The 5,867-nt window shown below is 50.5% G+C and carries 4 protein-coding genes; all 4 read left to right on the top strand.

What is annotated here, in order from left to right:
• Window positions 1–871, top strand: an 871-nt coding sequence (locus LG31_RS0107530) for a TolC family outer membrane protein (protein ID WP_033113869.1), incomplete at its 5' end; no start/stop codon positions are given.
• A 195-nt stretch (window positions 872–1,066) separates the two neighbouring features.
• The gene (locus LG31_RS0107525; RefSeq protein WP_033113871.1) at window positions 1,067–1,753 is read left to right on the top strand and encodes a transglutaminase-like cysteine peptidase; all 687 of its coding nucleotides are present in this window, start codon (window positions 1,067–1,069) and stop codon (window positions 1,751–1,753) included.
• Window positions 1,754–1,756: 3 nt separating this feature from the next.
• Window positions 1,757–3,682 (top strand): EAL domain-containing protein, encoded by a 1,926-nt coding sequence (locus LG31_RS0107520; RefSeq protein WP_033113868.1) that lies wholly within the window; start codon window positions 1,757–1,759, stop codon window positions 3,680–3,682.
• Window positions 3,683–3,952: 270 nt separating this feature from the next.
• Window positions 3,953–5,867: retention module-containing protein (locus LG31_RS20845; RefSeq protein ID WP_238567492.1), on the top strand; the 1,915-nt coding region annotated here is incomplete at its 3' end.

The following is a 5,867-nucleotide window of genomic DNA, read 5'->3' as shown; positions in this document are numbered from 1 at the left end:
GGAGATCCTGGAGCTATCCAAGCAAAACCTCGAGACCCACGAGCAGATCCGCAGCGATATCCGCAAACGTACTGATTCAGGTCTTGGTTCTACTGCTGACCAGACCCAGATCGATGGACGTGTGGCTCGAGCCTATTCCAACCAGGCTGCGGCAGAAAACAATTATCGTGATGCGGAAAGTGAATTTATTCGTGTCGTCAATGAGGTGCCAAAAGACCTGGTTCAACCGACACCGAATACAGAGCTGCTTCCGCCGTCACTCGAGAGTGCTTTGAAGACAGCCACCGAGGTTCATCCCACTCTGCTTTCCTCTTTGCAGGATATCGAAGCAGCCAAGTACCAGCATGAAGGTGCCAAGTCCGGTTTCTATCCTGATGTGACTTTTGAGGTCGATCAGAACTGGAACGAGGATATCAATGCTGTTAAAGGCCGTAACGACGATCTGACCGCGATGGTGCGGATGCGTTACAACCTGTTCCGTGGTGGTTCCGATGTGGCACAAAGCAATGCGACATCCGCGCTGTACTCTCAGGCAAAAGACATTCATATGAATGCTTTCCGTCAAGTTGAAGAGGGTACTCGTCTTGCGTGGAACGCCAAAGAGTCACTGGCCAAACAGAAAACCTTCTTGAAAGAGCACGTGGATGCAAGCTATGACACTGTTCAGGCATACAAGAAGCAGTTTGGTTTGGGACAGCGTACCTTGCTGGATGTATTGAACACCGAGAACGAACTGTTTGAAGCGCGCCGCAGTTATATCACTGCCGAATATGACTCATTGCTGGCTGACTATCGCATTTTGAATGCGACGGGCAGTCTGCTTAATGCGTTCAACTTCAAACAGCCTACCGAGTGGCAGGCCAAGCAGTAAATCGGCGTTCAGTTGTCCTTTTGGTCAGGGCAATTGCAGACAGGATGGCGGTACCAATAATGCCATCCTGTCTGGCTCAAACCGGGGGATTTGTGCAGGAGTGTTTCACCAACAATGCGGCAGGCAAATGATGTGACTTTCTGGTTGTCATCTGTTGGTATTTATCATGCCCGGTTTGGCGCTAGTCGCAATTTGATGCGAATGGTGCGTGTTTCTCTGTGGTTATTCCTACTCCCTCTCTCTTTATTGCTCTCAGCCAGCCAACCGTTGACTCAGGAAGATATGCAGTTGATCAAGCGAGCTGAGCAGACCTATGGCATTCGGGCAGGGAAGAGAGTCACTACCTGGCGCACACTGGTACAGCAAAACAAGGATGCTGGATTAAGTGAACGTCAAAAGCTGGAAAAGGTGAATCACTTCTTTAATCAGATGCGTTTTATTGACGATATAAAGTTGTGGCGTAAAAAAGATTATTGGGCAACCCCATTGGAGTTTTTGGGGGCTTCCGGTGGTGATTGTGAAGATTTCAGTATTGCCAAGTATTCCACCTTGCTTGAACTCGGTATTCCGGATGAGAAGATGCGAATGGTGTACGTCAAGGCCCTCGATTATAACCAGTTTCATATGGTCGTAGCCTATTACGAAACACCGTCGTCAGTTCCAGTTATATTGGACAATTTAATAGGCTCAATTCGTCCCGCTACCCAGCGGCATGACCTTGTGCCTGTTTTCAGTTTTAACGGTAGTCACTTGTGGTTGATGAAAGCGCGAGGCCAAGGGGAACTGGCTGGCGATTCATCCCGCTTGGGGTTATGGAATGATTTACGCAATCGCATGACATCAGGGCGATTGGCTCGGCCTGTGGTGAATTTGGATGATTAACCTATGACGCTCTACAGACAGTTATTGGCCACCATGTTGCTGTTGTTTGGCTTGTTGTTTGCAGCCACCTATTGGGTGCAATTCAATTCGACGCGCTCCTATCTTGCACAGCAGCAGGAAACAACGGTGATTAACACCGCGACGTCACTGGGGCTGGCTCTGACTCCCTATCTGGAAAACGGAGACAAAGTCGGTGCCGAGTCGGTGATCAAGGCGATATTTGACGGTGGTTATTATCGTATTGTGCGGCTTGATCTGCTTGCCTCGAAAGATGTGATTGAAGAAGAGAACAGTAGCCGTATTCAGGGTGTACCTGACTGGTTTATTAAATTGGGATTGTTTCCTGAAGTCTCCAACGAGTCGATTCTGACATCTGGTTGGCTACAGCTAGGCAAATTGAAGGTGGTCGGTCATCCGGGCCAGGCTTATCACGAGCTGTGGGTGGGCATGAGCGAATTGGCAACTTGGTTCGTGATTGGCTTTCTCATTACCACTATTTTGTTGATGCGAGCGCTTAATTTCCTGTTAAAGCCGCTCAAACAGATTTGTGACCAGGCCGTCGAGATTGAGTTGCACCATTTTGGTCATACCATCCCCGAACCTCGGACTCATGAGCTGAAGCAAGTTGTTCAGGCCATCAATATTCTCTCCGGCAAGCTGGCTGTGCAGTTCAAAGAACAGGCTGAAGAGGCCGAAAAACTGCGTGAGCGCGTCTATGTTGATGCGGTGTCCGGTTTGGGTAATCGAGCCTATTTTGTTGGCCAAGTAAATGCTTGGATTGCTGAAGCTGGTCAAGGTGGGGTTATGCTGGTTGCGGTGGATATGCTGGAAGATATCTACCGTGATGAAGGTTTTGCGGCTCGTGACAATATGGTCAAGTCCATCGCCCAAGTGTTGCGCGAGCAGCTTAAGGGATGGGATGGTGCCGCTGTTGCACGAATTTCGGCAACTGAGTATGCATTATTATGCCCGACTGATGATTTTGAGCAGCTCAAAGAACTGGCAGAGATTATTAACTCCCGCATTGCTGACCTGGTGGTTAATCCGATGGAGGAGGGCAATCCACTCTCTGTTATCGGTATTGCGGGCCGTGATGGTAACGATGATCTCTCAGCTCTGTTGACCAAGGCAGATAATGCACTTGGTAAAGCCCGTAATGAGCGTCGTGGGGCGGTTGTTATTGAAGGTGGAGATAGCCAGGGCATGATGGGGCGTCTGGCATGGCGCGATCTGGTGCAAGATGCGATTAACCGTCATCTTTGGCGCTTCAAGGCACAACCCGCCTGCCGCTTTGATAATGGTTCTCGCATGCATGCCGAACTGTTTGCCTCTATTTCGCGCGATGGAACGGATTATTTTGCAGGACAATTCTTGCCTGCTATTGAACAGTTCAAACTGGGGAGTGAATTTGACCAGGCTATTTTGGAGTCCAGTATCGGCTTGTTGCAACAAGATGCCGAGCTGACGCTGGCCATCAATATTACCGCTGGTTCACTTTGCTCTGATGATTTCCTGGTGTGGTTGCCAGAATTCCTCTCGGAGCATGTAAATTTGCAGGGACGTCTGCTGTTTGAAATTCCGGAGGCGGCGATTGTGAAACATCGAGAGCAAGTGACGGCACTGGTTCAGGTATTGCGTCAGCTTGGTTTCGAATGGGGTGTTGATCATTATGGTCGCCACTTCCAGTCCCTCGGTTATCTGGAAGAGTTGGCCCCTGCTTATGTGAAGGTGGATCATGGCTATACCAGCCAGGTAATGGAGCCGGGGGCAGATACCTCCTTCCTTGCTGCTGTTTGTCGTGCAGCCCACAATGCCGGTGTTCTGACCATTGCCACCCGGGTGGAAGACCAGCAGCAAGTGGAACTACTCTCCAAACTTCATATCGATGGATATCAAGGATTTGTTCACCCAGCGTTCCCCTTATCCTGAAACGACGTTTTCTGAATCAAAGCGGCCTTAAGGGCCGCTTTTTATATTGTTCCTAAAATCAATCTGTCATTAGTGAATGAAAAAGTGGAATAAGGCCTCAATAAGGTCTTTTGTTAGTGTTTTGATATTAAAGGAAAAAACAGCTTCGTTCGATTTGGTTCATTCTTGAACATCCCTGTCCCGCCAATATATATATTTTTTGCAACGGTTAGAGTTGGTAAGTGCTTCTAAGGTGTATCCAGCGAGATCCACCACCTTGGAGCAATGGATATGCGAACTCAAGTCATCGATAAAACCGTCGTTGTATCGGGTGTTGAAGGCAATGTAGAGATAGTGCTGGCTGATGGAACTCAGCGTCCTTTGCAAAAAGGCGAGATTTTACAACCCGGCGCCAAATTGGTCATAGCCGATGATGCCAAGTTGGCCTTCTCACCCTACGATGATTCCCCCGCAAAGAACCAGCCAACCGGTACCAATGAGGCTCAACCCGATCAGCCGCAGGGTGGTACAAATGCCAATGGTGATGGAGCGCCTTCCGATATAGCGGCTTTGCAAAAATCAATCTTGCAAGGTGTTGACCCGACTCAAAACTTTGAAGCGTCAGCCGCAGGTGGTGCTCCTGCAGCTGGTGGTGGTGGCGGCGGTGGTGGGATTGGTGGGGTCGCTGGAACGAGTGGTAATGGTGGGTTTGTCACTATCGACCGTGTCGGAGATGCCACAATAGCCGCTGCCGGTTTCGATACAACCTACGATACGACACCTGTACTTGATCAAGCTCAGGCTGTGGACCCGCTGTTGGTAAATGTACTGGCAGACCTGGATGAAACAGTGACTACCCAGGAGGACTCGCCTATCAGCGGCAATCTTCTGGATAACAGTACCAACCCTGACGGACCGACTACCGCCACGATCGTCTCTTATGACTGGGGGATCAATATCGGAGTTCCAGCTGGTGTTGCTGCAACAATTACCGGTGTTGGAACCTTGATCATCAATGCAGATGGCAGTTACACATTTACACCGGCAACCAACTATGACGGGGCAGTACCTGCTGTTACTTATCAAGTAACCGATGGGCAGGACACCGTATCGTCAACTCTTGTGATTACTATTACTCCGGTCGATGAAGGGGTAAATCTGCAAGGGTTGGCTGTTGAAGGTGGGGAAGTGCAGGTGAGTGATGCCAATCTGGCAGATGGCTCTGCACCAGATGCTGCCAAATTGACTCAAAGTGGCACATTTACCTTCAATGCTCCTGATGGGGTTCAGCTACTGAGTGTGGGGGGACTTCAGCTGATCAGTAATGGCGCAGTCCTGACCTTACCGCAGTCGGTTGATACCCCTTTGGGCAACACATTGCAAATTACGGCCATCACCTACGATCCGGTTACGGGTAATGGCACAGTAACTTACAGCTATACCCTTCTTGATAACGAAGCTCATCAACAACCAGCCAACGACATTCAGTTGGGTGAAAATCTCGTAGTGACACTGACGGATGACGATGGAGACACGACCAGCGCCACTCTGGATATTGCAGTGCAGGATGATGTTCCAAGCCAGAGTGTAGGCGTGGCGGAAGAGGCTGAGTTTGGCGGCTTGTCGGTGAGCCAGGACGAGACCGTTGGCAAGGGAGACACCTACAGCAGTAACGATGTGGATGATGGTTACGTCAGTGACGATGTGAGCGGGGCACTGGCACAGGCCACCACTACGATAGCTGGCGGTCTATTGTCACTCTTTACCAGCAGTGGCAGCTATGGCGCTGATGGTGCAGGCAGTACGACAGGTAGCTTCAGTTTTGTGGGCGTGGGCAGCGAGGGTGTCGAGACCAACCTGTCGGCGACCGATGGCGGTGCGATTACTCTCAATGCCGTGAGCGCGACCGAGCTGCAAGGGGTGGATGGTGACGGTGATGTGGTGTTCAGCATCAAGATAGTGGAGGTGGATGGCGTTGCGCAGCTGCAGACCACCCAGTTTGAGGCATTGTCTCACGGTAACACCGGCCTGTTTGATGAATCGCTGTCACTGTTGTTGAGCGGCCAGAACAGTCTGGGTTTGCGATACAGCGTAACCCGGGTGGATGGCGATGGAGATAGCGTCACAGACAGCGCCACCATCAGTCTGGTAGATGGCGAGCGATCTGTATTCAGCTTCGACGATGATGGCCCGCGTGCCGGGCTGG

The organism is Aeromonas lacus (genome assembly GCF_000764665.1).
Taxonomy (GTDB): Bacteria; Pseudomonadota; Gammaproteobacteria; order Enterobacterales; family Aeromonadaceae; genus Aeromonas; species Aeromonas lacus.
The sequence above is the reverse complement of the archived record's forward strand: the minus strand, read 5'-3'. Positions and strand labels throughout refer to the sequence as shown.

Excerpts from the sequence above, each read along its gene's own strand:
- LG31_RS0107525 (WP_033113871.1), top strand. The coding sequence starts at position 1,067 with ATGCGAATGGTGCGTGTTTCTCTGTGGTTATTCCTACTCCCTCTCTCT.
- LG31_RS0107520 (WP_033113868.1), top strand. The coding sequence starts at position 1,757 with ATGACGCTCTACAGACAGTTATTGGCCACCATGTTGCTGTTGTTTGGC.